Source organism: uncultured Algibacter sp., from assembly GCF_905480415.1.
In the GTDB taxonomy this organism is placed as follows: domain Bacteria; phylum Bacteroidota; class Bacteroidia; order Flavobacteriales; family Flavobacteriaceae; genus Algibacter_B.
Genome location: NZ_CAJQQI010000084.1, coordinates 1 through 3,137, shown reverse-complemented (window position 1 = coordinate 3,137; position 3,137 = coordinate 1). Strand labels below are relative to the sequence as shown.

The window sequence follows — 3,137 nt, the reverse complement described above, 5'->3', positions numbered from 1 at the left end:
GTTTTATGCAAATACACTTGCCAGTACATTAAGCGTCTAGCTATAATAAATTTCTCAACACTATATATGCCTTTTTCCTCAACAACAAGTTCATCATCAACTACATTCAGCATCGTTATTAAACGCTCGCTATTTATATTTCCTTCAGCAACTCCTGTGTAAAAACTATCACGCTTTAAATAGTCGGCCCTATCCATATCTAATTGTCCAGAAATAAGCTGACACATAAATTTTCTTGGATATTCACCTCTGAAGATTTGAATGGCAAGCGTTAAACTTCCGTTAAATTCCTCATTTAAACGTTCCATAAATAGCAATGAAATATCCTCATGAGAGACATTATTAACTATAGAATGTTCCATGGCATGTGAAAAAGGACCATGACCAATATCATGCAATAAAATAGCAACATAAAGTCCTGTTTCTTCCTCATCAGAAATTGTAACCCCTTTAAAACGAAGTACATTAACCGCTTGTTGCATTAAATGTACGCAACCAATAGCATGATGAAACCTGGTATGATGTGCTCCTGGATATACCAAATAAGACATCCCCATTTGTGTGATTCTACGTAAGCGTTGAAAATATTTATGTTGTATTAAATCGAAGATGAGCGAATTTGGAATAGTAATAAATCCGTAAATTGGGTCGTTTAATATTTTAAGTTTGTTCAATCTGTAATTTTTTACATTTAATATATACAAATATAGGGATATGAGCCCATAAAGGGTATTTGAAATAAAAACGTTTTTTTAAACAAAAAAAGGGAATTATTTCTAGTTATTTTAATAAGACAATAAATATAATACTATGATAAAAATACTTTGGGTTGATGATGAAATTGATCTGTTAAAACCACACATTTTATTTCTTGAAAAGAAGAACTATCATGTTACAACATGTAATAGCGGTACTGAAGCCATTGATATTTTGGATGACGAGAATTTTGATATTGTATTTTTAGATGAGAATATGCCAGGTCTTACTGGTCTTGAAACTTTACATGAAATAAAGGAGAAGAAAGATAACCTTCCTGTAGTCATGATAACCAAAAGTGAAGAAGAATATATTATGGAAGAAGCTATTGGAAATAAAATAGCTGATTATTTAATAAAGCCCGTAAATCCAAATCAAATTCTATTAAGTTTAAAAAAGAACTTAGATCATTCTAGACTGGTGTCAGAGAAAACGACCTCAAACTACCAGCAAGAGTTTAGAAAAATAGCTATGGATTTATCTATGGTAAATAGTTATGAGGAATGGGTGAGCTTATACCAAAAGCTTATTTATTGGGAAATTCAGTTAGAAGATATTGAAGATATAGGTATGTTCGAAATTTTAGAATCTCAAAAAAACGAAGCAAATATTCAATTTGGGAAGTTTATTGAAAAAAATTATGCGGATTGGTTTAAACCTAATACCGATGCACCAGTCATGTCTCACACCTTATTCAAAGAAAAGATCGCTCCAGAAATAAGCAAAGAACAGCCGACGCTATTAGTTGTAATTGATAATTTACGTTATGATCAATGGAAAGTTTTTGAACCAATTATTAGTAATTATTATAAAAAAGATAAAGAGGAAGCCTTTTTTAGCATATTACCAACGGCTACCCAATATGCTAGAAATGCCATTTTTTCAGGATTAATGCCAAGTGATATGGAAAAATTATTTCCGCAGTATTGGAAAAATGATACTGATGAAGGAGGGAAAAATATGCATGAAGCTGATTTCTTAGAGACTCAAATGAAACGTTTAGGCCTAACAAATTTAAAATATGAATATCACAAAATCACAAATCTTAAAAATGGAAAAAAATTAGCCAATAACTTCAAATCACTAAAAGACAATGATTTGACAGTTGTGGTTTATAATTTTGTTGATATGCTTTCGCATTCTAAAACCGAAATGGATGTCGTTAAAGAATTAGCATCAAACGATAAAGCATATAGGTCTTTAACACTGAGTTGGTTTAAAAACTCTCCGCTTTTAGATATGATTCAACAAGCACAACAATTAGGTTTTAAATTAATTCTAACTACAGATCATGGTACTATAAATGTAAACAACCCTTCTAAGGTTATTGGAGATCGAGATACCAGTTTAAATCTGCGTTATAAAACAGGAAGAAGCTTAACTTATGACAGCAAAGATGTACTCGAAGCCAAGGATCCAAAGGAGCTGCACCTCCCTTCTATTAATATGAGCAGTTCTTATATTTTTGCAAAAAGTGATTTGTTTTTTGCTTACCCAAACAATTATAATCATTATGTTAGCTACTACAGAAATACCTATCAACATGGAGGTGTGTCTTTAGAAGAAATGGTTATTCCATTTGCTATTTTTAATCCCAAATAGCTCCACAAAAAGCAAATATCATCGATGAAATACGTTTTTACTTTGGTTTTTTCAATTATTATAACTAATATTGCTCATAAATTTTATTAAAATTGGAAATTTGCTATGGTATAAATGAGGTTGAGCAAGTCGCTAAACAGCTTATAGAACACGCTAAAACAAAAACCTTGTTGTTCTATGGTGGTATGGGCGTTGGGAAAACAACACTTATAAAAACCATAGTTAGAATTTTAGGCAGCGATGATGACGTGAACAGCCCAACGTTTTCAATTATTAATGAATATAAATTAAAAGATGAAAAAATTTATCATTTTGATTTATATAGAATTAATAATTTAGAAGACGCTTACAATTTTGGAATTGATGATTATTTAGATTCTGAGTATTGGAAATTAATTGAATGGCCCGAAAAAATTGACTCGATTTTATATGATGATTTTGATCGTATTGAAATAAAATTAGATACTGTAAACAATCGTATTTTAAGTTTAAATAAAATAGAAACAACACAATAACATACTAGCTTATGACTCATAAATAACATATTCTCCAGTAAATTTTGAGGTTTTACGGGAAACCCACATCGTGAATTTTAAAAATCATTGTTTTTAACATAATTTTAACATTTAGCGATTTACTTCAAGATAGTCTTTATTTACATTTGGGTATTAATTAATTAAATCCCTTTAAAATGAAAACAAAAAAGTACTTAGTTGCAATTGCAATTTTCGGAGGTATGATGTTTATGGCGCAAGCTGCTAACACTTACAATGTTGATG

General features: G+C 30.3%; 3 protein-coding genes. 2 read left to right on the top strand and 1 reads right to left on the bottom strand.

Annotation, left to right across the window (positions count from 1 at the left end; genetic code table 11):
• Positions 1-674 (bottom strand): HD domain-containing protein (locus QZ260_RS06080; protein WP_295983983.1); only part of this gene is annotated, 674 nt, incomplete at its 3' end.
• Between the two features lie 136 nt (positions 675-810).
• On the opposite strand from QZ260_RS06080, the gene QZ260_RS06075 reads away from it, so the two are divergent.
• The gene (locus tag QZ260_RS06075; RefSeq protein WP_295983981.1) at positions 811-2,358 is read left to right on the top strand and encodes a bifunctional response regulator/alkaline phosphatase family protein; all 1,548 of its coding nucleotides are present in this window, start codon (positions 811-813) and stop codon (positions 2,356-2,358) included.
• Between the two features lie 92 nt (positions 2,359-2,450).
• Entirely contained in the window at positions 2,451-2,873 is a 423-nt protein-coding gene (tsaE, locus tag QZ260_RS06070) for a tRNA (adenosine(37)-N6)-threonylcarbamoyltransferase complex ATPase subunit type 1 TsaE (protein WP_295983978.1), read from the top strand.
• Positions 2,874-3,137 lie beyond the last annotated feature (264 nt).